This is a genomic window from Vibrio sp. OPT24, from assembly GCF_015163545.1.
GTDB lineage: Bacteria > Pseudomonadota > Gammaproteobacteria > Enterobacterales > Vibrionaceae > Vibrio > Vibrio cyclitrophicus.
The window spans coordinates 1,333,041-1,354,874 of the sequence record NZ_JADDYI010000053.1 but is presented as its reverse complement, the minus strand read 5'-3'; the positions used below and the strand labels follow the sequence as shown (position 1 = coordinate 1,354,874).

The following is a 21,834-nucleotide window of genomic DNA, read 5'->3' as shown; positions in this document are numbered from 1 at the left end:
TTCTGGCTAAATAGTCGGTGGTGGTTACATTTACTATAAACAGGATTTATAGTTCATACCTCTGAATAGCTCAAATCCACGACCACCGACAAATATCGACACATTTTAGTGATTAACCAAAGCCTTCTTCTGCTCTCTACTCTTATATTCTTCTGCTTTGGTTCTGGGTGAGTTTAAAGTGTATAACTCGACATCTAGGCTTGTTAAACGAATCAGTGACGATAAGAAAGGGTCACAAAGTGAATACGGTTATCTTCATAACTTCCTGTTGGCTGGAGTGTCACGTTGTCGGCTGTGATATCCGCGGTTCCATTATTTTGATATTGATACGCTAAACCTAACTTGTTGCCAGATTCAAGCTCATACTCACTACCAAACCCAATGCGCCATTGCTGGTCAACGGGCAGTAGTACGTCTCGCTCATTCTCGTTCACTGGAGAAGAGTCGTAGCTAGCGCCACCATAAATCGTAAACTTATCCATCTTATGCGCTGCGCCAACGCCTACAGAATAGGTCCATGTATATTTGTCGTCATAATCTTCCCAGTTTTCAAACTTAGCGTTAACCATTACATCGGTTTGTTTGGAAAGAGCATGCTTAAGCCCCAAGTCGATACTAGTAACCCAAGACAAATTCGCGGTTGGATTCACATCTAGCGACGTTTCAATATCAATTTCATGGTCTGTTTTATGGCGATATTGCAGACCCAAGTGTGTATTGTCGCTCAACGTGTAGTAAGAGCTCAGAGCAAAAGAAGGAGCAACACTGTCACCGGTAGCAAGTTCTTCCAATTGAGTGTTCACGCCACCAACGACGTCTATCTTCATGTATTGAAGAATCAAAGAACCGCCAAGGGAGAGCTTGTCTGTAACTTGATATGAAACACCAGTTGTAATATCGACGACAGCAATAGCATTCTCTGAAATGGCATTGATTGGATTAGCGCCGACACCATTGCTATATTCAGCACCTAAGCCACCCGCGGAATGAAGACTAATTCCAAGTACCGCTTTCTTATTCACTCTTTTAGCATAAGAGGCGTGAGGTGCGATTAATCCCTTTGAGGCTTCAGTGCTTTCTCCTGAATCATCACGAGTGAACTGGTTGAATACATTGATATACTGAGCGCCCGAAACATACGAGCGATCTTCAATGCCAGAAAGTGCAGCGGCGTTTGAGATTGTTGCAGAAGAGTCAGAACTATTTGTAACGTTGGCGGCCCCTGCTGTTGCAACGCTTTTGGTTGTCGCTATTTGAGACATGCTTAAGCCAGCACTATTGACCCAAAAGGGGGAGAGAGTGGCACATGCAACCACAACATTGAGAGCGACTTGCGTCATCTTCATTTTATAGATTCCTTAGGATGTTTCGAGAGAATTTTTCGGCGTATTGCACACATGCAACAAGCCCACACTTGAACCATCCGCAATAAAAGCTAGAGCGTTCACGTAATTAGTAATTAAGTGGCGCCCGAACCTTTCTTGTCATTCAACTCAGCCACAAAACTCAATATTGTCTTGGATTTCGTTTAACTTAGACCAATTTCACTTGTAGATTTTCGATGCCCCGATTCATATCCGCATTTAACGTGTCATCACTCATTTAACAATTGATTAGGTGTCCAGGACAGAGTTGGTGTGTTTCGAAATAGAAAAGGGAGTTGCAACCAAAATGACAAACAGAACCCGTCGACTTGGCCATTAATGAAAACGGTCCATATAAGTGTGTTCCACTATTCTATAGGTTCGGTTTTGGTCTAAATAGTTGGTGGTGATTACATTTACTATAAACAGAATTTATACTTACTAACTTCGCAGTAGCGGGCTGAAGTTGGTTGCTTAGTCGGAGGTAATCTTGGGGAATATATCCACTTAATGAGGTTACTATTTGTAAGTCAGACTCCACTATCTGGAATAAGTGGGAGTAGACAACGTAACGCAGAGTTGGGCACTTTTGAGCTAGAAAGTGCCACGGTAAAAGTTCAACCTGAGAAGATTCTGGACAGAAACTTGCTAGCTCTTCAGCTCTAATTACAGCGTTCCGGTTAATTTTTAGTATCGCAAGCCATCATTAACAGCCAGTAAACGAGTAAAGGAATATTGAAAACCTAAAAAGCGACTGTTCGTTATTGCCTTTCCAACAGTATCTTTCTCAACAAACTTGCCAACTGATCTTGTTCTTGGCTACTAAGTACGCTCAGCATGTTATCCATATTAGCAACATGTGCATTTAATGCTGTGTCCACCAACTCAACTCCCTTTTGAGTCAGGGTAACTTTACAGCTGCGTCTGTCTTCTTCACTGGCAATACGTTGGACAAAACCACGTTTTACCAACTGTTCAATACGTGTACTGACCGCACCAGACGAAAGCATCAGAGTTTGATACAGCTCAGTAGGAGTGACCACAGTATCGCTGCGGCGCATAGTAGCCAAAATATCAAACTCAATACTACTCAGCCCATGTTCTTGAAAAACCGACTCCAAATTCTTCTTCCATATACCACTGGTTCGACGTAATCGCCCGACAACACCCATTGCTGAGCAATCCAGATCCGGCCTGACTGCAAGCCATTGAGCAAGAATTTTATCAACTTTATCTGATGTCATTTTTATCTCTCAAGTAAATATCTTTTCAAAAATATACTTGATTAAAGATTAGGCTTCCATTACTTTAATAAAAGTATCTTTTGTAAAAGATACTTTTATTAAAGTAATGACTAGTCAGTTAAGGAGAGTTATGAACAGGATTCAACAAGTTAAGACAATAGCGTTAACCGCAATTGCACCTATTATCTGGGGCAGTACCTATATAGTCACAACGGAAGCGCTACCTCCAGAAAGTCCGCTTATTGCTTCAACAATCCGTTCGCTTCCTGCTGGTATATTGCTTGTGCTTATTAGCCGAACGGGGCTAACTGGATTGTGGTGGCTCCGTATGGCAGTGCTAGGTTTTCTGAACATCGGGCTATTTTTCTATTGCTTATTTTTCGCGGCAACCTACCTACCGGGTGGCATGGCATCGATGGTGATGTCTATTCAGCCGGTGATTGTAATGATCATGAGTTGGTACCTATTGAGTGCCAACTTCTCTTCACAACAACTGACCGCTAGTGTGTTGGGAATTCTCGGCGTAGGCCTGCTAGTGCTTAACAGCTCAGCCGAAATCAATATTGAAGGTGTGGCTACCGCCATACTTGGAACGCTGAGCATGGCTTTAGGCGTGGTGCTGACAAAAAAATGGGGACGTCCTACGGGCATGACGATGCTTGGGTTTACAGGTTGGCAATTGTTATTTGGCGGCATCATTTTGCTACCAGTCTCGCTTTGGCTAGAAGGCGTTCCAAACCAACTTACGTCAATCAACTACCTAGGCTATGGATACCTAAGCCTGATTGGTGCCGTTTTGGGTTACTTTCTGTGGTTTCGCGGTATCGAGAAACTGCCTCCGGTGACCGTCTCTTTTCTCGGATTTCTAAGCAGTGTTTCTGCCTGTTTTCTTGGATATCTAATCCTAAATCAAACACTGACTTGGCCCCAATTACTTGGTGCCTCTGTAATTCTATTTTCAATTGTGCTGGCTACGCCTCGCTCACCATCAAACCAATCAACTAACACAATTTCAGACCGTAAAAAGGAATTAATATGAATATTACAATCGTATCAGGAAGTCAAAGAGCGCATTCTCAGAGCCTAAATGTTGCCTATTACCTACAAACACTGGCTGAGCCTCATTTTGACAAGGCAACCGTTCTCGATTTACACCAACTGAATCTACCGTTTTGGAATGAAGGAGTATGGCAAGACAGTGAGGAGTGGAAACAATGGAAACCTGTCGCTCAAATCCTTAAGAAATCGGACGCGTTCATTTTTATTACCCCAGAATGGCATGGAATGGCAACGCCGGCATTAAAGAACTTTTTGATGCTGACCACTGACGAGGAACTGGCTCATAAAGCAGCGCTGCTGGTGAGCGTTTCAGCGAGCGTAAATGGTGTCTACCCGATCAGTGAATTACGGATGACGGGTAATAAAAACAATCATGTGTGTTTTCTGCCTGATCATCTGATGTTTCGTAACTGCGAAGATATTCTGACAACTGAACACGAATGTACCGACCTGCATCTGCATGACCGCAGCGAATATACCATGAAGCTACTAGCTGCCTACACTAATGCACTAGCTCCAGTGCATCGCGATATGGTCAATATAGGTAAAAAGTTCCGCTATGGGATGTAGCCACTAGCAATACAAAAGTCACCAGCCCAAACATGTGGTTCTTGTTAAGAACGAAGATGAGTAGTCATACGCTCGCTTATAATTATCCTAATTATTCGAATACACCGTATAAGGATAAAGTGAGCGTAGTACCCTATTCATCTTCATATTAGCTCTGGGATTGAATGCCTGAATTAACAGCCTATAAATAAAAATTAGCACTAACAATAATTGGATCAGAAGCGGTTTAGATAGTTCCATTGACTGTGCTTCCACAAGCTCTTACTACAAAGGGGTCACTTCAAATGCCTGCCGCCATCAAGGTGCAAAGTCCTTCCTGTCATATAATGACTAGCCAGAACAAACTTAATACCATCTATCACTTCTTCAAAGCCTGCCTCGGCCGGAATCAGAGCTTTTTTCAGAGCTTTGGTTTTGTACGCCTCATCGTCATTTTCATTAAACTTAATCATAGCTGGAGAAACGGTATTTACTTTCACCTTGGGAGCCAGCATTGCAGAAAACGATAGCGTCAGGTTGTTGAGCGCTGCTTTACTAGCAGCGTAGGCAATGTGTTTTTTACTGCCTTTTTCCGCAACGTAATCACTGATGTGAATGATGTCTGAAGTGTGATCGTCAGACATCAGTTGGTCTTTGAGTGTTAAGTTGATCAGATAAGGCACGGTGGCGTGAATCGTCATCATCTGGTGCATGATTTGTGATGCATTTTCACTTGGATCTTTCTTGTTCTCAGGCTTCCAGTCGGAAGCGTTGTGTATGATGGCTCGAATTACCTTGTATTCTTGACTAACGTAGTCAAGAAAGCCCTCTAAGCTACTTTGTTGATAAAAGTCTACCTGTTGCAAGTCTGCCCCGTTGTCTCGCAATAGCTGTAGTTGGGGATAGTGGCTGCGGTAGGTGCCAACCACTTTGTACCCTTCCGCTAGAAGTTGCTGCGCCAAAGCGAAGCCTAGACGTTTTCCAACGCCAGTTATTAGTATGGTTTCACTCATCGTAAAAACTCAGCTCTGGTTTGAGGGTTAGTTTTGAAGATACCACCGAGTGCGGTTGTTGAAGTTTCAGAGTTGGCGTCCATGACACCCCTAGATTTAACGCAATAATGGGTTGCTTTAATCGTCACGGCCACGTTTTCTGTTTCAACTAGAGTCTGTATCGCGACCAAAATTTGCTGGGTAAGGCGCTCTTGGACCTGAGGGCGCTGCGCAAAGAATCGTACAATGCGGTTTATTTTAGACAGCCCAAGAATCTTGTTTTCAGGGATATAGGCCACTTCGGCTAAACCATCAATGGTAATGAAGTGATGTTCGCACGTCGAAGTTAAATCTATATTCGATACTTTGACCATTTCATCAACCGACATTTTGTTGTCTATCACACTGATTTTTGGAAAGTTATCATAATCTAGACCTGAAAATATCTCATGAACGTACATCTTTGCAATGCGATGGGGTGTTTCAGCGAGACTGTCATCGGTTAGATCCAACCCAAGCGTACTGACAACTTCCGTTAAAAGTCCTTTGATGCGGTTGTACTTCTGATCAGGATTCATTTCGCTCGGTATCATCGGGGTTTCAAGTCCTTTTTCGAGCAAAGCTTCTCTTACTTTTTCGGCTTCCGTATTTAACATGACTCACTCCTTATGAATTATTGTCGTTATCTGCTTCATAGCTCAGGGTGAGCGAAACAGAGTCGGCAAAACGCAGAGCATGAGGCTTGTCAATTCTCACTTGAGCGTATTGAACCCATGGGTGGTCGATACAAATGCCGAGCACGTCGCTTGTTAACTTTTCTAGAAGCAGAAATCTTCCTGATTCGACGTGTTGAATAATTTTTTTGCAGATATTTTTGTAGTTGAGAGCATTGTCCACATCATCAGAGAGACAAAGTTTATTAGCGGGGTAATGGATTTCTGCATTGATGACGATGTCTTGCTGCTTGGTTTTTTCTTCTTCGTTAAAGCCGATGAAAGTTCTTAATCTGAGATTTGTGATGGTAATGATAGCGTTGTGATTCATAACAGTGTCCAATCCTTAGAAAGTGAAGTCAGTTACGTGCATGTTTTAAGAAAAGATCATTAGAACGCGAGCGATTACAATTTCAGTCATTCATTTTGCAGTCGTTGCAAGGGCTTAATGAAACTGAGATCAAAAGGGATGGGTTTAGTTTTCTGACTTAACTGATCAAAACTTTTCCAGATCTGTTGAAACGAAATGTCTAGAGTGGGATGAAGTGTTTGCGCGGCAATATCGACTAACGGCCTGAGCACAAAAGCGTATTCGGTGATTTCGCCTCTAGGCAGTTCTACCCCGTCGATCATGCCCACTTGATTGCCATAAAGAAGTATATCGATATCCATCGTACGTGAAGCATACGCTTTAGTCTGACGCTTACGATCATTCTCTATTTCAATTTGATGTAGAACCTTAACCAGTTCTGCGACAGAGAAGTCACATTCGAATCCAACGACTAGATTTAGGAAATTATCCCCTTCAAAACCAACAGGCTCGCAATCGTAGAAATTAGAAATGTGTAGGGGTGCAAAGAGGTGACTTAATGCCTTAAGAGATTCTGTGATGTGATGTTCGCGGTTAATATTGCTTCCGATGCTTACATAGACTGTAGCCATATTATTTTCTTCCTTTTTAGTTGGCCTATACGTCCAACTCGCTATGAAGATCAGCTATGTACTCCTTTTAATGTCAGGAAGATAAAAGAAAAATACGCATCTGTGGCAAATTTAGATATTCACGCAATAGAACCATTATCTAGAACAATTCCCATGCGAGCGCATATGACGGTTGATAAGCTGTAACACCAATCTTGAAGATGATGATGCACAGAGCTACAAATAGCATTAGCACTAGACGCACCCCACTTACAGCCGGCTCTGAGCACAACAAGCATGGTGTGCACCTCATCATGATTATCGACTCTTTTCGATGCATGCTTGGAGGGGGTGCCATCGTGGATAAGCAGTATCGGTTTGATTTTTGACCTAAACCATTGTTGGACAGAGCTTTGTCAACATGAATAACACCGATTGAGAGGTTCGATAGGGGTAAGCGAGTTTTATAACCCCCTACCCCATTCGCTTACTCTTTGGTCTGGTGCCCCGTCTTCTTCGCAAACTTTTGCATCGCCTCGGCAAACGTTGTTGTCCCGCCCTTCGCTTGAACTTGCACCACCTTATATCCCATATTTTCCAGCGCTACACGCTCTGCTAACACGGCTTTGTCATCTTGTTGACTGCCTTTAACTGGCTGATGAATGTAACACCCCTCTAGTTGACCATCTTCGACCAGTTGGTGGTGTTTCAGTGCATTGATATCAAAATTCATAGTAAGTCTTTTAGTTTAAGTTGGGGAGTCACTGCAGCAAGGCCGGAAGTATTTACAACTTTATCGCATATACCAAAAGGCATTTTAACCCCAAAAAGCTGACGCTGATACAGGAATCCACTGACATGTAATCGAGTACTATTTACCTTAGAAAGGGAGAGGTATGCAACGCTCCACCAAATGGTTCGATCCATGCTCAAAGCACAAGAAACGCGAGCTAGACCTTGCTCAGTGGCTCACAGACGATGAAAACAAGTTGATAATCACTACGCCAGATAAAATCAAACCGATCCCAATCACCGCGTAGATATCGAGTTTCTGCCCGTAAACCAACCAAGACAGTGCCGCGACCAGCACGATCCCTGCCCCACACCAAATCGCATACGCCACACCCAAAGACATGGTTTGCACTGTTAAAGACAACAGATAAAAGGCACAGCCGTAGCTAGCCAATACTGCGGCAGTAGCCGGTAAATAAGTAAACTGTTGCGTTTTAGGCAATAGAGAAGTCGCGACAACTTCAAGCACGATGGCGAGTGACAGCATCACTGGCGGTGGGAGAGATAAAAGCATGTTTAGGTCCACAACATTAAATTCGGCGGCTAGAATATTGTAGTTTTATGTCTAATTCATGTGTTTTTCAGTAAGTAATTATTATGACATACCCTAAGAGAGCTTAACCAGAAAACCAATGAATAAGTCCCAACCCACTCATTCATTTAAAAACAAAAGAACCCGCTAACTCATGGCTAACAGGCTCTTTTTAATCGAGATATCAAGACACTTAGTCTTTAAAAAAGCAAAGCTGCAACGTTTAGTTTACTGTCGTAGAGCCTCTAAGAATATCGCGCTTCACTTCACCTTTCAGATCGGTCAGTGTTTGCTGGTCGATATCAATCAAGAAGTGGTCACTCGCTTGGCCTGTTGCGAATTTTTCAAGAATGACAAACAAGCTACCAAAACGAGAGCGGAATACCTCTCCCACGGTATATTGGCCAAGGTCACCCAGTTCAGAATCCACCGTACCATCAAATTCTGAAAGCTCTCGGCTTAGCAACTCGTATTGGCGAAGTTGTGTTTCACCGATATCACGGAATGCCAGTTCGTCTGCATTACGTAGTCGGTAGAAATCTGTCGCTAGTAGCTCACCGCTCCACTCTGCAAAATCAGCTAATTCTAGTCCTTCTAAAGAAGCCAGCTTTTGAGCAACAACCTTAGCTGTCTCCCAATCTCGTTGGAATTGCTCGTAGTCATCCACACCATTTTCAACACAAGTACCTACGTCGTAGCCGAGTTTGTTCGCTAGCTGACAGACCGTGAAGTTGGTTTGTAGCTGAGACATAATCATCATCTCTTCACCGTTCATTTCCATGATCATAGCGCGCATCTCTAGCGGCCAGTCACCCGGAAGGAAACGCAGACGCGTTAGTTCACGGATGTGCCAATCAGTCAGTTCGTAGTAGTTTTCTGAATCCAAAATGTCTTTGTTCCAGATTTTCGCTTGTGCTTCTGGGTCTCCGACTGCAGCTTGAGTAAGGTACTCATGCTCTTCTTCATAGTGACTGAATAACTCGTTGTAACGTGCCACTTGGTCGATAATTACTGTCTCAACTTCGATCTGATTATCTGGGCGAATATTTAAGAGCTTATATGCAGGAACATAACCCGCTAGCGATGGTGCTTGGATATTAAAAAGGGTGTGCTGAACGCCATCAATATTGAAGCTCTTCTTACCTGTATCGTTAAAGTGCATGTGACCGCCAACGTGGATATTTAAGCCAGTCGCTGCCAATGCGCGGCTGGTATTGTCGTCAGGCTCACGTGCAAGTTGGTGGCTACCTTCACCAAACAAGTCTTCAATCTCTTCAGAAGCGCCGTTATAGAAATCGGTCATCGGGAAGTGCGAGAAGGAAACCAGCGTCTTGTTCTGCTCTTTCGCCGCCTTTACCACATCAGAGATCCAATCGATCACATGCTCTTTGTGAGTCAGCATCATGTTGTAACCAGCGTTGCTTGAACCGTCAAACGTGCCACCATCGACAGAATTATCAGACGAGTTTTCTTTCGGGCGATAAACGTTCGCGTCGATCGCCAACAACCAAAGTCCTTTCACTGGCTCTACTAAGTAACTGGTATCCGGCACTTCAGAACAACTTGTGTAACCATTTTCTTTGTAACTGCCACCTGTGCCTTCGTAACAGATCTCATACATGCGTTTATCAAAGGCCGCTTCTTCTTTCGCTAAATCATAGCTGTAATTAGTTCGAGCTTGGTCGGTGCTGTAAGGGGTTTCAAAGTAGAGGTAATCTTGTTGAGGGTAGAAGCCGTGAGTACCAAGGATACTCATGATCTCTTCATAGCCCCACTCACGTACTTCTTCAGTACAAATCGTGTCTAAGCTGTCACCTTGGCCTGGAATAGTTGTCCACTCATCGTCATAACCAACACACTCTTCTTTACCAAGGCTGAAGATGCGTTGTTCTTTACCACCTTCTCCTAGGTAATCAGATTTACCTGCGGGAATTGTAAATGGACGCACTGGATCGTGGTTACCAGGTGCTGCGAAAAATTCAAGGCCGTGTGTATCACGGTAATGGTCAAAAATACTAACCAAACCACGCATATGGACTGGCTGCCCGTCATCACTAAAGTCACCTGGCAAGGCCACATACTTCACACCACGCGCAACCACATCATCAAGTGCCGCTATCATCGCAAAGTAGTTTTCATTGAAAAGACGAGTAGAGTTCATTTGAGATTCCATCGTTCGAATTGTCGCATACTCACGACTATCCGAGTTGTAGAGTCCTGCGAACGAACCGTCTTCAAATTTACCGTAAACATCATGGAAGTGGATATCTGGCATGAATGCGACTTGTACTGCGCTCTCTAGATTACCGTTGTCATCACCTGGTGAACTATCACTTGGCGAATTCGAATTGCAACCAACCAGTGTGGCTGCTATCAAGCCTGACAGTACGGTCAATGTACTCTTTTTCATTTTCTCTTCCCAAAAAGTTAGAACTAAAAATTTGGCGAGGAGATTAGGTGAGAAAAATGACATTATTGTTTCGGATATCTTACAAAACGTTGCAGACAGAGCACTTATGCGACCTTGCTTCAATCCTTAAAATTCAATTAGTTAGTAACGATTATAAGTATTGATAACTCTATCGTAGGAATCAGTTATTAATATATAAGCTGGCATAACACAACCACTAAAACATCAATGATAACTATGCATTCAGACTATTTGGATAAGTAGCCCTCCATCAAAACCCGACTCGATCTGAATAAAGTAATTACTGGGAACACAGAGCAGATCTTCATACTAACTATTACAAATACGTAATAATCATTTTCTATTTAAGAGGATTATCAAAACATGCACTCACACCTATACTAGCTCCAACAAAACGAGAGAGCGGAAACAATTAAGCTCAACTACTCTTAACGGGTTGAAGCTAATTGCACAGTTATCCGCTGTACTGACATATATAGGAAGCATCCAATGACAATCGAAATTAAACCTGGTCAAACTCATATCAAATCAAAAGCAATGGTTGCATGGGCAGCTGGCGAGCCACTAAAAATGGAAGAAGTTGATGTACAACTTCCTAAAGCTGGTGAGGTTCTAGTTCGCATCGTTGCTACTGGTGTTTGTCACACTGACGCATTCACATTATCAGGTGACGATCCAGAAGGTATCTTCCCTTCAATCCTTGGTCACGAAGGTGGCGGTATCGTTGAGATGATCGGCGAAGGCGTTACAAGTGTTGAGATTGGCGACCACGTTATCCCACTTTACACAGCTGAATGTGGCGAATGTAAGTTCTGTAAATCTGGTAAAACTAACCTGTGCCAAGCGGTTCGTGAAACGCAAGGCAAAGGCCTAATGCCAGACGGTACAAGCCGCTTCTCTATCAATGGCGAAACAATCTTCCATTACATGGGTTGCTCGACTTTCTCTGAGTACACGGTACTTCCAGAAATCTCTCTAGCGAAAGTAAGCAAAGAAGCACCACTTGAAGAAGTTTGTCTTCTAGGTTGTGGTGTAACAACGGGTATGGGCGCGGTACTGAACACAGCTAAAGTTGAAAAAGGCGACAACGTTGCTGTATTCGGCCTTGGTGGTATCGGTCTTTCTGCAATCATTGGTGCTCGCATGGCTGGTGCTGACCGCATCATCGGTGTTGATATCAACGAGAGCAAATTCGAGCTAGCTAAACAGCTTGGCGCGACCGACTGCATCAACCCAACTAAATTCGACAAGCCAATCCAAGACGTTATCGTTGAGATGACAGACGGTGGTGTTGAGTACTCTTTCGAGTGTATCGGTAACGTAAACGTAATGCGTCAAGCACTTGAGTGCTGCCACAAAGGTTGGGGCGAATCAGTAATCATTGGTGTTGCGGGTGCAGGTCAAGAGATCTCAACTCGTCCATTCCAACTAGTAACTGGTCGTGTATGGCGTGGTTCTGCTTTCGGTGGTGTTAAAGGCCGCTCTGAGCTTCCAGAAATCGTTAACCGTTACATGGCAGGTGAGTTTGGTCTTCAAGAGTTCATCACTCACACAATGGGTCTGCAAGACGTAAACGAAGCATTCGACCTAATGCACAAAGGTGAATCTATCCGTACTGTTCTACACATGGATAAGTAACACCCCTCGGTCTCGGCACTTAGGTGTCGAGACCACAGTTCTGACTTAACCATCAGAGCGAAACTGTCTTCACCACCTCCTGCCCGGTGGGTGGTGAAACTTTAGATAATATAGACATGTTATTCCCCAAAACCATCAACCTAACGGAGCACAATAGATGACAATCGAAAACATTAGCCAAGCAAAGGTTGCTGGTGGTTGGCACAAACAATACACCCACTTTTCTGCAACGCTTGACTGCAACATGCGTTTTGCGATTTTCTTGCCGCCTAACGCAAGCAAAGAAAACCCAGTTCCTGTTTTGTATTGGTTATCAGGCTTAACCTGTACCGATGAAAACTTCATGCAAAAAGCCGGCGCGTTCAAAGCTACGGCTGAGCAAGGCATTGCCATTGTTGCCCCAGACACAAGCCCACGTGGCGAAGGTGTTGCCGACAATGAAAGCTACGATCTCGGCCAAGGTGCAGGCTTCTATGTGAATGCCACTCAAGCACCATGGGACAGCCATTACCACATGTACGATTACGTGGTAACAGAGCTTCCAGCATTGATTGAATCTTTCTTCCCTGTGACTTCGGTGAAATCGATTTCTGGTCACAGCATGGGCGGACACGGTGCCCTAACGATTGGTATCAAAAACGAAGATAGCTACCGTTCTATCTCGGCATTCAGCCCAATCACCAACCCAATGCAATGCCCTTGGGGACAAAAAGCATTCAACCAATATCTAGGCTTAGATATTGAAGAATGGAAGCAATACGATGCCTCTGAGCTTCTAAAAACCAAAGGCACTAAGCTGCCAATGTTGGTTGACCAAGGTGAAGCCGATAACTTCCTGATTGAGCAGCTTAAGCCTGAGCAATTAGTCGAAGCGGCTAAGGTAACCAATGCCGATTTAGAGCTACGTATGCAGCCAGGTTACGACCACAGCTACTACTTCATCTCTAGCTTTATTGATGAGCATATTGAGTTCCATGCCGCTTACCTAAACAAGTAATCACCGTTATTTAACCCACACCTTGCAACCGTAAGGTGTGGGCTTTTTTATGACTGTTCATTACTCGCACAAATAAATGTAAACCAAGGTTTATGAACAGTGTGTCAATTCATTCAAACTTCCTAACAGACAGGTGATACTTTCACTCATTCATACTCTTACAATCAGCAAATCAAACCTGTTACCATAGCGCCTTCAACATCACCTATTTTGAAGGTTGCTATGAAAGCAATTAAGATTCTTTTCTTCCTGATGGTTTTATTGAGCGGTCTGTTTACCGCTTGGCTGTTTATTCCAATTCCAGCGACCATGGACAAGCAAACGCTCGATGTTCCATTAACGGAACCATTCAAGCTTGTGGCGTACCGCAGCAACCCGAATGACGCGAGCAAGCCGCTGACATACCACTACTATGTGATTTCAGATGTGGTTGGCGTGGACGACATGGACCCGTTTTTAGTTACCACAGACCAGTTCGTGAAGCTTGGCGAATTCGACGAAAACACGTTCAATTTAACGGTTAACGGCAAGATCGAGAGCTACACCAACGATTTATGGATCAAAAAATCTGACGGCAAGCTTCAGCACTGGTACGTGAGTATTGATGCAAACTATATTCGTTAGCGTCGAACCCAAATAGACCCGACTCTAAAACTGCGCTTTAGCTTCCAAGCGCAGTTTTTGTTTCTAGCGCAATTTTTTCAAGCCGCCCGCTTTAAACTCTCCATCACTTTTCCACCACTGCCGTGTTCTTAAAAATACTACAATCAGAGCAGGTTTTATAAGCTCTTGAGATAAGATAAGCTCCACCTATACTCGACTCCCAATAAATCAAAAATAATAAAGGATCACCCGTGGAATTTACGCTCGACAAATTTAACGGCATCATCATTGACCCAGCAACAGCCCCTCACGATGCTGATTCATTCAATGCCGAACTCAGCGAGATCACCGAATTTTCAAATCAGAACAACAAAGGCATCATTTGGATTAGCTTGCCTATTTCATTGTCGCACCTTATTCCGGTGGCGACTGAACTTGGCTTTGTATTTCACAACTGTCTAGAAGACGAGATTACGCTGATCCATAAATCTGAGATTGTAGAGTTTGTGCCTTTCATCCCCACCCACACTTTGGGTGCAGGCGCATTGATCACTAACGAACACAACCAAGTGCTGATGATCAAAGAGCACGGTATGACTGGCTACAAGTTACCTGGCGGTCATATTGAGTTGGGCGAAGGCATTGAAGAATCAGTAATTCGAGAAACATTGGAAGAGACAGGTATCGAAGCCACATTCGTTTCTGTGGTTGGCATGGCGACAAGGCACCCGTATCAATTCGGTAAATCGAACCTCTACTTTATTTGTCACCTTATCGCGCAAACCCAAGAGATTTCGATTCAAGACACTGATGAAATTGCAGAAGCTAAATGGATTGATGTTGAAGAATATATTAACAACCCCGACAGCTACCCGTTTAACCGCCAGTTGGTCGGTACTCTGATCGGAAAGCAAGGTTTGGAGCTCACTCAGTTAGAAGGCAACTATGGCCCTGTCCACAAGCCAGAGATCTTCTTTTCGCAAAGCTAGAACGATTCAAGCATAAAAACGCCCAACTCAAATGAGTTAGGCGTTTTGCTTTCACTTTTTGTTTTTCTTAATATAAGCCAACTGCGTTGTTAATTATTCTTTGTACCCATGATTCATTCTCATACTTTTAAAACAAACCAGTATTAGAAGAAGCCCAACGGATTAGTATCGTAGCTAATCAACAGATTCTTCGTATTTTGGTAATGATCGAGCATCATCTTGTGCGTCTCACGACCGATACCCGACTTCTTGTAACCACCAAACGCCGCGTGTGCTGGGTAAGCGTGGTAGCAGTTCACCCAAATACGACCTGCTTCGATGTTGCGTCCCATGCGATACGCTAGATTTGCATCTCGAGTCCACACACCTGCACCCAAGCCATATTCGGTATCATTGGCAATTTCTAGTGCTTCCGCTTCGTCTTTAAAAGTGGTTACCGCGATAACAGGGCCGAAGATCTCTTCTTGGAAGACACGCATCTTGTTGTTGCCTTCGAGCATGGTTGGTTGAATATAATAACCGTCCCCCAAATCATCAGGTTGTTGCGCAATTTCACCACCAGTTAGCACTTTAGCGCCCTCTTGGCGACCTATCTCAAGATAGCTCAGAATCTTATCAAACTGCTCTTTTGAAGCTTGCGCACCCACCTGAGTATCGGTATCCAATGGGTTACCTTGCTTGATGGTTTGCGCACGCTCGATCACCTTGGCGATGAACTTGTCGTACACCGATTCATGGATAAGAACACGCGACGGACACGTACATACTTCACCTTGGTTGAAGAACGCAAGCAGCATGCCTTCGACACACTTATCTAGGTAATCGTCTTCATGATTGAAGATATCTGGGAAATAGATATTTGGAGATTTACCACCAAGCTCAACCGTTGAAGGAATCAAGCTTTCAGCCGCACATTTCAGAATATGATGTCCAACTTCAGTTGAGCCAGTAAACGCCAATTTAGCCAAACGATCACTGGTTGCCAGTGCTTGACCCGCTTCGCTACCAAAACCATTAACAATGTTGACCACACCTGCAGGTAGAAGATCGGCGATCTTCTCCATCATCACCAAAATTGATGTGGGTGTTTGCTCAGCTGGCTTCATCACGACACAACAACCCGCCGCTAGCGCAGGTGCTAGCTTCCAAGCCGCCATTAGAATCGGGAAGTTCCAAGGAATAATCTGCCCCACCACACCAATCGGTTCTGGGAAGTGGTAGCTTGCTGTGTTTGAATCTAACTCTGCTGCACTGCCTTCTTGCGCTCGAATACAACCTGCAAAGTAGCGAAAGTGGTCAACAACCAAAGGAATATCTGCCGCTAGCGTTTCACGAACTGGCTTGCCGTTTTCCCACGTCTCCGCGACTGCAATTTCTTCTAGGTTCGCTTCAATACGATCGGCAATTTTAAGCAGGATGTTTGAGCGTTCCGTCACGCTAGTCGCAGCCCAACTTGCACGAGCAGCATGCGCGGCATCCAATGCTAAGCTAATATCCGCCTCTGTTGAACGTGCCACTTGACAGTAAGCCTGACCGTTAACAGGAGAAATATTATCAAAATATTCGCCACTCACAGGCTTAACCCACTCACCACCAATAAAGTTATCGTATTGAGCTTTAAAGTTCACCACTGCGTTATCACTACCCGGCTGTGCGTAAATCATAGTTCGATCCTTCTTTGATTTTATTATTCAATGTTGTATTTGTTTTATTGAATTTGTGTTGTTGAAAATACACGGCGCTTTCTCGTGAGAAGAGAGTCACCATATTTATACTTCCTGTTTAAAACACTGATACTTCATGTTTTCTTTACAACAGTAACAACGCAAATCACACGCCAGAACTTCAAACCTTGTTGTTAACAAAATGTAAAACTATGATTACCAAACGTTTACAACCTAAAGTGAGTTGGCATTGAACGGACGTATGGAGACCACTCCAGTGTTCAACTGTTCCAATTTGGTACACCCTCACTGTTACGACATGGAACAGTCATGCACCTTCAACAAGCAAACACATCAGATTGGCTTTCATCCTCTTGGCATCGCAGCACAGAAGCAGGCCTAAAACAGAGACGACTTCCCGAAGACATTCGCCTGCCGCAATCCATTCTTAAGCAGCGACGTCACCAATCATCTGACTTGATCCACATTGTCGAACGTAATGCCCTGCCTTTGTTCAATCAGATGTTTGCTCGTACTGACAGCCGCTTAATTCTGACGGATATAGAAGGGGTGATTCTGGCGAGCTGGGGACAAGAGCGGTTTAAAGAGAAACTAACTTCTATAGCACTCAGCTCAGGAGCGTGTTGGCAGGAACAACTTAAAGGCACTAACGCAATAGGCACTGCGATTGTAGAAGCCAAGCCAGTAACTATCATTGGCGAACAGCACTTCATCCACCAGCATCGATTTATCAGTTGTTCAGCAAGTCCGGTGTTCAATCATCAAGGTCAAATGGTTGGCGTATTAGACATTACCAGCGAGCAGCAACAGCACGACAGTTCGGTGCAATTGCTGGTACAAAATATGGTTCAGCTTATTGAAAACCAACTTTTGAGCCATATCCCACAAGGCTCGACTCGTATTGACCTCGCATGTGAGAAATCGTTGCTGCACAGTGGTTGGCAAGGAATTGTGATAGCAAACGAAGCTGGCGAAGTACTAGCGCACAATCAGGTTGCCTCTCAACTACTGGATCAAACCTCGATCGTTGGTGAATGCATCGACACTCTTTTCAACCGAACCTCATTAGATACGCCATTCGTATTTGAAAAACAGCATCTCAAGCAGCCAACCGCAAAACGCACTCGCTCTATTTCGGCATCGTGCGATTTGCACCATGGCGAGCAACAAATTGAACATGCTTGGCAGCAAGCCAATAAGGTAATCGACAAAGGGATCAGCCTCCTAATCTTAGGAGAGACGGGCGTTGGAAAAGGCGAATTTGTTAAAGCATTACACAAGCAAAGCCAGCGTAAATCGTCGCCCTTAGTTGCAGTGAATTGCGGTGCGCTACCGAAAGATCTTATCGAATCCGAACTGTTTGGTTACGCACCAGGCGCGTTTACTGGCGCAAGCCACAAAGGATTCCAAGGTAAGATCCGCCAAGCAGATAAGGGAATCCTGTTTCTAGATGAAATTGCCGACATGCCTTTGGAAGCTCAGTGTCGATTGCTGCATGTTCTGCAAGACAAATCTGTAGTGCCTGTGGGTTCAAACCAAAGCTATCAAGTAGATTGTCAGATCATCGCCGCGACTCATAAAAACTTAGAGCAGCTAGTCACAACCGGAGAATTTCGACAAGATCTTTATTATCGCTTGAACGGCTTAGCCTTCACTTTACCAAGCCTACAACACAGACAAGACAAACAAGCCTTAATCGAAAACATTCATAATAAATACGCTGAAAACCAACAAGCAATCTGCCCACATTTGATGAGTTTGTTATGCGCCTATTCTTGGCCTGGCAATATCCGCGAGTTAGACAACTTACTTAAAGTCGCTGCCCTACTCGCCGGTGAGGAAGCACAACTCACACTAGAACATGTACCGAGCCATCTTGCTCAACAGCTGACATCGCTGACAGAAGATAATCATCATAAGCCCATGGCGCTTAACACCATCGAAAGTACGCCAAAGTCAGATTTAAAAAGCACCGTTGAAGATACTTTGCTACAAACCTATCAAGCCAACCAAGGAAATATCAGCAAGACATCACGAATACTCGGCATCAGCCGCAACACTATTTATCGAAAACTGAAGAGCTTAGGGATTATTAATAAACAATAAGTACCCGACACTCTTATTTGTGGCTTTTCTTTGCAATAAAAAATTGCACATCTAGTGAGAAATTTTGACCTCTGCTACGTAATGCTTCAAAACGACAGAGGGTTCAGATGCAAACAATTAACATAGTGTGGCTAAAACGAGATTTACGCCTTACCGATCACGAGCCATTGCAGCAGGCTTTATCAGAGCAACACCCAACGGTATTACTTTACATCTTTGAGCCCATGCTGTTAGACAATGCGCATTATTCAGAACGGCACTGGAGATTTATTTGGCAATCGCTCCAATGCATGAACCTGTCATTGAGCGAGCATGGACATCAAGTATCAATACTCTATGGTAACGCTATCGACTGCTTCGAAGCGGTCCAATCTCGTTACCACATCCAAAATGTATTCTCCCATCAAGAGGTAGGCTTAAATTGTACTTTCGATCGTGACAAGCAAATTTCTGACTGGTTTCAAGAACACAACATCTGTTGGCAAGAGTCTGCTCAGGGCGCTGTCGTCAGAGGGGCGAAAGACCGAATCGGTTGGGATAAACACTGGAACAGTGTCATGCGCGCCCCCATAATCCAAACCAAATTGACAACAGAATCATTGCATACTCTGGATGCTAATGAGCTTGGGTTAGCAATAGTGCCTCCAGAAGCCTGGTTAACCAAAAGCAATGGTATACAAACGGGCGGCAGTACGTTGGCATGGGCAACCTTGCATGACTTCTTTCAGCGACGAGGTCGCGATTACTACCGTAGTATCTCAAGCCCAGAAGCATCGAGACATGCTTGCACTCGCCTGTCCCCGTATTTGGCTTGGGGTAACATTTCGCTGCGTGAAGTTTATCAACATCTGTTGGAACACTGGCAGGTCGCAGGCTTTCGTCGTAGCCTCATCGCTCTCTCTTCAAGGCTTCATTGGCACTGTCATTTCATACAGAAGTTTGAATCGGAATGTGACATGGAATTTCGCTGTGTAAATTTCGCCTATGAGGCGCTGTTGTACAATGAAACGGTAAACGACCCAACACGATTAAAAGCATGGAAACTCGGTTTAACGGGAGTGCCATTGGTCGATGCCTGCATGCGTTGTTTGCATCACACGGGGTATATCAACTTTCGGATGCGTTCGATGTTAGTGAGCTTTCTCACTCACCACATGAATATGGACTGGCGAAATGGCGTGACTCATTTAGCGCAACTCTTCCTCGATTTCGAACCCGGTATTCATTATCCGCAGTTTCAAATGCAAGCTGGAGTAACTGGAATCAATACCATAAGAATTTATAACCCAACGAAGCAAGCACAAGAACACGACCCCGATGGTGATTTTATTCGAAAATGGGTTCCAGAACTCTCAGAGGTTCCGACGCCATTATTATTTGAGCCCTGGAAGATGACGCCGATGGAAATGATGATGCATAAATTTGAACCTAACTCTCCTTACCTCAATCCTGTCATAGATCTCGAAACCAGCGCAAAAGAGGCACGGGTACGTTTATGGTCATGGCGAAAACTGACTGAGGTAAAGCAAGAAAATAGTCGGGTCTTATCTCGGCATGTCAGGCCATCAAAGAAGAAATCTAATTAGTTCCCAACTCGACAAGTTGATTGAGCACTTCTTTATCCAATACTGGGTGAGGTTTACTGGCGAGAATAAGCACAATGTCCACCGAAGGCAGTGGAGGCATGTCTTCAAGGATCTTCAAATCAGGGGTAACACTGAGCTTACCCATCGCCCCAATAGCTAAACCGGCCTTCACGATCGCACGCTGCGCCGAAGCAGTATTACTGCATGCCAACAGTTGGTAAGACGTACCTTGCTTGGTTAAACCGTTCACCGCCGCCGCGTGATACTTACAATCAGTCTGAAACAGCGCCAATGGAACTGGCCTAACGTCATCAAACGCAAACTCAGGGCTACTAATCCAAACTCCGACATCATGAGTCAGCCAATATCCCTCTTCGCTGTCAGGCGCTCGGGTGACAATCGCTGCATCTAATCGGCCATCATCTAGCCACTCTCTGAGCGTAATACTTGGTAGGCTGAATACTTGAATAGAACAGGTGGGTTCTGCTTGCTGCAACAGTCGAATCACTTTCGGAAGAATGGTGTCGTTGTAATCTTCTGGGCAACCTAACCGAAGCGGCTGTTTGTCCCCATATCGCTTTACCTGTTTCAGGGCCGAATTGTGGAGGGCAACTAATTGCTCCGCGTGAGAACGTAGCGCTAAGCCCGCTTCAGTGAGCACAAGATTGCGTCCTTCTTTTTGAAAAAGAGTTACATTAAGTTCTTCTTCCAACTTACGCATCTGAGCACTGAATGCCGATTGGGTGCGGTTGATCTGTTTCGCGGCTCGCGTGAAGCTGCTGGTTTCCACAAAAGCGAGAAAGCCTCGCAACGCATCAATATCCATATTGAACTCACCACCCATCGCTTTTATTAATGTATTCCATCAAAATTATCCGTTAGTGCTCCGCAATACAATCCCCTAAGCTCAAAACATACTCACCAAACGCAAGGAAGCACCTATGCAGCTTTATATTGGAAACCAGAATTACTCAACTTGGTCATTACGAGCATGGCTGATATTTGATAACTACAACCTGAATACAGACATCATCAAGCTTAAACTTTTTACCTCTGATTTCTACGATACGTTGGCTGCCGTTACACCAACGGCCAAAGTTCCAACCTTAGTCGATGGTGATATTGCCGTCTGGGATTCGTTGGCCATTCTTGAATACGTCAACGACGCACATTTGAACGGCGCGGCATGGCCTAATTCAGTTGCAGATCGCGCCCATGCCCGAGCAATTTCTGCAGAGATGCATTCTGGGTTTTTTGCCGTCAGAAATGAAATGCCGATGAACTGCCGAGCTAAAAGAAAGCTCGTTTTGAGTGAAGATGCACTGAAAGACATCGCTCGTATCGATGCAATATGGTCTGCACAAATGGAACAATACCCAGAGGAATGGTTGTTTGGTGAATGGTCGATTGCCGATGCGATGTTTGCACCTGTGGCTTTACGTGTAGAAACCTATGGAATACAACTTTCCGAAAAGGCATCACAGTATCAACAACGCGTGCTTAACAGCCCTTCAATACAAAAATGGTTAGCAGAAGCAAGCTTGGAAACCGATGTGGTTGAAGAGGATGAAGCCGGTCAACTCGCTTAAAATATGAAGTTCACAAGCTTAAAAAGGCCGCTGGTAAACAGCGG

At 44.3% G+C, this 21,834-nt stretch carries 20 protein-coding genes; 9 read left to right on the top strand and 11 right to left on the bottom strand.

Features of this window, described 5'->3' with window-relative positions; genetic code table 11:
- Positions 1 to 212: 212 nt before the first annotated feature.
- Complete coding sequence (locus tag IQO02_RS19625) at positions 213 to 1,346, bottom strand: OmpP1/FadL family transporter (protein WP_016795545.1); 1,134 nt, start codon at positions 1,344 to 1,346, stop codon at positions 213 to 215.
- 779 nt (positions 1,347 to 2,125) lie between these two features.
- Complete coding sequence (locus tag IQO02_RS19620; protein WP_010432882.1) at positions 2,126 to 2,608, bottom strand: MarR family winged helix-turn-helix transcriptional regulator; 483 nt, start codon at positions 2,606 to 2,608, stop codon at positions 2,126 to 2,128.
- Positions 2,609 to 2,738: 130 nt separating this feature from the next.
- Between IQO02_RS19620 and IQO02_RS19615 the strand changes: the two genes are divergently transcribed.
- Both IQO02_RS19615 and IQO02_RS19610 read left to right on the top strand, forming a co-directional pair.
- Entirely contained in the window at positions 2,739 to 3,647 is a 909-nt protein-coding gene (locus IQO02_RS19615) for a DMT family transporter (RefSeq protein WP_016785536.1), read from the top strand.
- The gene (locus tag IQO02_RS19610) at positions 3,644 to 4,237 is read left to right on the top strand and encodes an NADPH-dependent FMN reductase (RefSeq protein WP_016795543.1); all 594 of its coding nucleotides are present in this window, start codon (positions 3,644 to 3,646) and stop codon (positions 4,235 to 4,237) included. The genes IQO02_RS19615 and IQO02_RS19610 overlap by 4 nt, the downstream gene beginning before the upstream one ends.
- 275 nt (positions 4,238 to 4,512) lie before the next feature.
- Here IQO02_RS19610 and folM read toward each other — a convergent pair whose 3' ends face one another.
- The 7 genes from folM to IQO02_RS19575 all read right to left on the bottom strand — a co-directional run bounded on the left by folM (position 4,513) and on the right by IQO02_RS19575 (position 10,576).
- The gene (gene folM, locus IQO02_RS19605; protein WP_016766986.1) at positions 4,513 to 5,229 is read right to left on the bottom strand and encodes a dihydromonapterin reductase; all 717 of its coding nucleotides are present in this window, start codon (positions 5,227 to 5,229) and stop codon (positions 4,513 to 4,515) included.
- Positions 5,226 to 5,864, bottom strand: a complete 639-nt coding sequence (gene folE, locus IQO02_RS19600; protein WP_010432850.1) for a GTP cyclohydrolase I FolE — start codon at positions 5,862 to 5,864, stop codon at positions 5,226 to 5,228. Before folE ends, folM begins: the two co-directional genes overlap by 4 nt.
- 10 nt (positions 5,865 to 5,874) lie before the next feature.
- Entirely contained in the window at positions 5,875 to 6,252 is a 378-nt protein-coding gene (gene folX / locus IQO02_RS19595; RefSeq protein ID WP_010432847.1) for a dihydroneopterin triphosphate 2'-epimerase, read from the bottom strand.
- Between the two features lie 86 nt (positions 6,253 to 6,338).
- Positions 6,339 to 6,863 (bottom strand): 2-amino-4-hydroxy-6-hydroxymethyldihydropteridine diphosphokinase, encoded by a 525-nt coding sequence (gene folK / locus IQO02_RS19590; protein WP_010432844.1) that lies wholly within the window; start codon positions 6,861 to 6,863, stop codon positions 6,339 to 6,341.
- 466 nt (positions 6,864 to 7,329) lie between these two features.
- On the bottom strand, positions 7,330 to 7,575 hold the full coding sequence (locus IQO02_RS19585; protein WP_010432840.1) for a hypothetical protein: 246 nt from the start codon (positions 7,573 to 7,575) through the stop codon (positions 7,330 to 7,332).
- Between the two features lie 228 nt (positions 7,576 to 7,803).
- Positions 7,804 to 8,148 (bottom strand): DMT family transporter, encoded by a 345-nt coding sequence (locus tag IQO02_RS19580; RefSeq protein ID WP_065106889.1) that lies wholly within the window; start codon positions 8,146 to 8,148, stop codon positions 7,804 to 7,806.
- Positions 8,149 to 8,389: 241 nt separating this feature from the next.
- Complete coding sequence (locus tag IQO02_RS19575; RefSeq protein ID WP_016766981.1) at positions 8,390 to 10,576, bottom strand: phosphoesterase; 2,187 nt, start codon at positions 10,574 to 10,576, stop codon at positions 8,390 to 8,392.
- A 510-nt stretch (positions 10,577 to 11,086) separates the two neighbouring features.
- Between IQO02_RS19575 and IQO02_RS19570 the strand changes: the two genes are divergently transcribed.
- The 4 genes from IQO02_RS19570 to IQO02_RS19555 all read left to right on the top strand — a co-directional run bounded on the left by IQO02_RS19570 (position 11,087) and on the right by IQO02_RS19555 (position 14,824).
- Entirely contained in the window at positions 11,087 to 12,235 is a 1,149-nt protein-coding gene (locus IQO02_RS19570; protein WP_012601124.1) for an S-(hydroxymethyl)glutathione dehydrogenase/class III alcohol dehydrogenase, read from the top strand.
- A gap of 157 nt (positions 12,236 to 12,392) precedes the next feature.
- Complete coding sequence (fghA, locus tag IQO02_RS19565) at positions 12,393 to 13,232, top strand: S-formylglutathione hydrolase (RefSeq protein WP_016766980.1); 840 nt, start codon at positions 12,393 to 12,395, stop codon at positions 13,230 to 13,232.
- Positions 13,233 to 13,454: 222 nt separating this feature from the next.
- The gene (locus IQO02_RS19560; protein WP_010432828.1) at positions 13,455 to 13,856 is read left to right on the top strand and encodes a hypothetical protein; all 402 of its coding nucleotides are present in this window, start codon (positions 13,455 to 13,457) and stop codon (positions 13,854 to 13,856) included.
- Between the two features lie 230 nt (positions 13,857 to 14,086).
- On the top strand, positions 14,087 to 14,824 hold the full coding sequence (locus IQO02_RS19555) for an NUDIX domain-containing protein (RefSeq protein ID WP_010432825.1): 738 nt from the start codon (positions 14,087 to 14,089) through the stop codon (positions 14,822 to 14,824).
- Between the two features lie 143 nt (positions 14,825 to 14,967).
- Here IQO02_RS19555 and IQO02_RS19550 read toward each other — a convergent pair whose 3' ends face one another.
- Positions 14,968 to 16,488 (bottom strand): aldehyde dehydrogenase family protein, encoded by a 1,521-nt coding sequence (locus IQO02_RS19550; protein ID WP_016797750.1) that lies wholly within the window; start codon positions 16,486 to 16,488, stop codon positions 14,968 to 14,970.
- A 330-nt stretch (positions 16,489 to 16,818) separates the two neighbouring features.
- On the opposite strand from IQO02_RS19550, the gene IQO02_RS19545 reads away from it, so the two are divergent.
- Together IQO02_RS19545 and IQO02_RS19540 are read left to right on the top strand one after the other, a co-directional pair.
- A complete protein-coding gene (locus IQO02_RS19545; RefSeq protein ID WP_010432822.1) occupies positions 16,819 to 18,615 on the top strand; it encodes a sigma-54-dependent Fis family transcriptional regulator in 1,797 nt (598 codons plus the stop codon).
- Between the two features lie 107 nt (positions 18,616 to 18,722).
- Positions 18,723 to 20,201 (top strand): cryptochrome/deoxyribodipyrimidine photo-lyase family protein, encoded by a 1,479-nt coding sequence (locus tag IQO02_RS19540; RefSeq protein WP_016766977.1) that lies wholly within the window; start codon positions 18,723 to 18,725, stop codon positions 20,199 to 20,201.
- On the opposite strand, the gene IQO02_RS19535 is transcribed toward IQO02_RS19540, so the two are convergent.
- Entirely contained in the window at positions 20,194 to 21,045 is an 852-nt protein-coding gene (locus IQO02_RS19535) for a LysR family transcriptional regulator (RefSeq protein ID WP_016766976.1), read from the bottom strand. The genes IQO02_RS19540 and IQO02_RS19535 overlap by 8 nt on opposite strands.
- A gap of 97 nt (positions 21,046 to 21,142) precedes the next feature.
- Between IQO02_RS19535 and IQO02_RS19530 the strand changes: the two genes are divergently transcribed.
- Complete coding sequence (locus IQO02_RS19530) at positions 21,143 to 21,790, top strand: glutathione S-transferase family protein (protein ID WP_016766975.1); 648 nt, start codon at positions 21,143 to 21,145, stop codon at positions 21,788 to 21,790.
- The last annotated feature ends 44 nt before the right edge of the window (positions 21,791 to 21,834 follow it).

Coding starts and splice junctions, on each gene's coding strand:
- IQO02_RS19615 (WP_016785536.1), top strand. CDS start 2,739: ATGAACAGGATTCAACAAGTTAAGACAATAGCGTTAACCGCAATTGCA.
- IQO02_RS19575 (WP_016766981.1), bottom strand. CDS start 10,576: ATGAAAAAGAGTACATTGACCGTACTGTCAGGCTTGATAGCAGCCACA.
- IQO02_RS19610 (WP_016795543.1), top strand. CDS start 3,644: ATGAATATTACAATCGTATCAGGAAGTCAAAGAGCGCATTCTCAGAGC.
- folK (WP_010432844.1), bottom strand. CDS start 6,863: ATGGCTACAGTCTATGTAAGCATCGGAAGCAATATTAACCGCGAACAT.
- IQO02_RS19540 (WP_016766977.1), top strand. CDS start 18,723: ATGCAAACAATTAACATAGTGTGGCTAAAACGAGATTTACGCCTTACC.
- IQO02_RS19580 (WP_065106889.1), bottom strand. CDS start 8,148: ATGCTTTTATCTCTCCCACCGCCAGTGATGCTGTCACTCGCCATCGTG.
- IQO02_RS19535 (WP_016766976.1), bottom strand. CDS start 21,045: ATGGGTGGTGAGTTCAATATGGATATTGATGCGTTGCGAGGCTTTCTC.
- IQO02_RS19545 (WP_010432822.1), top strand. CDS start 16,819: ATGCACCTTCAACAAGCAAACACATCAGATTGGCTTTCATCCTCTTGG.
- folM (WP_016766986.1), bottom strand. CDS start 5,229: ATGAGTGAAACCATACTAATAACTGGCGTTGGAAAACGTCTAGGCTTC.
- IQO02_RS19570 (WP_012601124.1), top strand. CDS start 11,087: ATGACAATCGAAATTAAACCTGGTCAAACTCATATCAAATCAAAAGCA.
- fghA (WP_016766980.1), top strand. CDS start 12,393: ATGACAATCGAAAACATTAGCCAAGCAAAGGTTGCTGGTGGTTGGCAC.
- IQO02_RS19620 (WP_010432882.1), bottom strand. CDS start 2,608: ATGACATCAGATAAAGTTGATAAAATTCTTGCTCAATGGCTTGCAGTC.
- IQO02_RS19560 (WP_010432828.1), top strand. CDS start 13,455: ATGAAAGCAATTAAGATTCTTTTCTTCCTGATGGTTTTATTGAGCGGT.
- IQO02_RS19530 (WP_016766975.1), top strand. CDS start 21,143: ATGCAGCTTTATATTGGAAACCAGAATTACTCAACTTGGTCATTACGA.
- IQO02_RS19625 (WP_016795545.1), bottom strand. CDS start 1,346: ATGAAGATGACGCAAGTCGCTCTCAATGTTGTGGTTGCATGTGCCACT.
- IQO02_RS19585 (WP_010432840.1), bottom strand. CDS start 7,575: ATGAATTTTGATATCAATGCACTGAAACACCACCAACTGGTCGAAGAT.
- IQO02_RS19550 (WP_016797750.1), bottom strand. CDS start 16,488: ATGATTTACGCACAGCCGGGTAGTGATAACGCAGTGGTGAACTTTAAA.
- folX (WP_010432847.1), bottom strand. CDS start 6,252: ATGAATCACAACGCTATCATTACCATCACAAATCTCAGATTAAGAACT.
- folE (WP_010432850.1), bottom strand. CDS start 5,864: ATGTTAAATACGGAAGCCGAAAAAGTAAGAGAAGCTTTGCTCGAAAAA.